Raw genomic sequence first — 1,168 nt, forward strand, 5'->3', positions numbered from 1 at the left:
AAGTGAAATAAAAAAATCTAAAAATCCTTCTTCCAGCTTCATTCCTATATCCATTTAAATGAAGCTAGCCTCTCATTATTTACCGATTTAAGCTAGATTTTTTTCATGAGGTGGCCCTGTGTTATAACCTGAATCCTATTGCTATTCTCTTGTGATCGCCGTTTCTCATTGATAATGAACTAATAATTCCTCCAAAATCTGTGTTGAAGGTATGAAGGATAAAAACTGCTTGATAAACTTATTCATATTTACCTTCTGACCGCAGTCTAACACTCTTTGGGTGAGCTGTTTAATTACTACTGGGTCCTGAGTGGAATCAATAGCTTGGCATAAAGGACTATTGAGGTTCCCCCAAACAGCATTAACTAATAGTTGATTACGGCTAGATAAAAGCTGATGAAAAAATTTGATCAGATTTTGCGAACTAAGTTGCGCGTGGAATATTTCTAAGCCACCAGCTTCATTTCTAATGAGAATGGCGGTTGGATAACCGCTTAAAAAAGAGCTTAAAGTCTTGTTCCTCCAAATAATAGTTGCAAGGTGGGTATACCTTCTCTTTAAACTCTCTTGCAGATAAGTGATAGCTTCATGGGTGCTCATTTGTTGGGTTTGCAGTTCTATCTGTCCCTCTTTATTTTTTAAATGGAGTTGGATGGGTTGTCCCGCAAGGTAAGAAAGGAAGCTTTGATTTTCTAAAATCTGATTAATTAACTGTTTATTTTGCCCACATAAGAAAAAAATAAAAGAAATGTTATGAATTAAAAAACCTAGATCTTGAATTAATTGCTGGGAATAATCAGGGTCTGACTTAAGTAAGCTAGACGTTTCCTTAAAACGTTCTTGGCCTAGAGTTAAGCTTGAATTTATGAGCGGCGAGGTATTTGGCACAAAGCCTGTACTTGGGGGAGAGTTTGTATCTAAGAAATCTTTACTGTTAAAAAAAGTGCTTGAAGGATTCTGCTCTTCCCTAATCACATTCACCAACTCCACTTTGCCAGGGTGCAAATTAGGAGCTGAATTAAAGATAGGTTGCTCAAAATCAATTAACCTGATATAGGCGCGGATTTTTAGACGAAAAAAAGGTATTTTTAAGAGCTATTCTTCTAATATAAGAGGGGAATAGAATGACCAAAAAGCGAAATTATTACACTGCATCAAAAAAATCAAA

General features: G+C 35.8%; 1 protein-coding gene. It reads right to left on the bottom strand.

The window, feature by feature from the left end; genetic code table 11:
- Positions 1-165: 165 nt before the first annotated feature.
- Positions 166-981: a hypothetical protein gene (locus tag ELY15_RS15935; protein ID WP_158617540.1), complete on the bottom strand. Its 816-nt coding sequence runs from the start codon at positions 979-981 to the stop codon at positions 166-168.
- Between the last annotated feature and the right edge of the window lie 187 nt (positions 982-1,168).

This window comes from Legionella sp. km772, assembly GCF_003989735.1.
Taxonomy (GTDB): Bacteria; Pseudomonadota; Gammaproteobacteria; order Legionellales; family Legionellaceae; genus Legionella.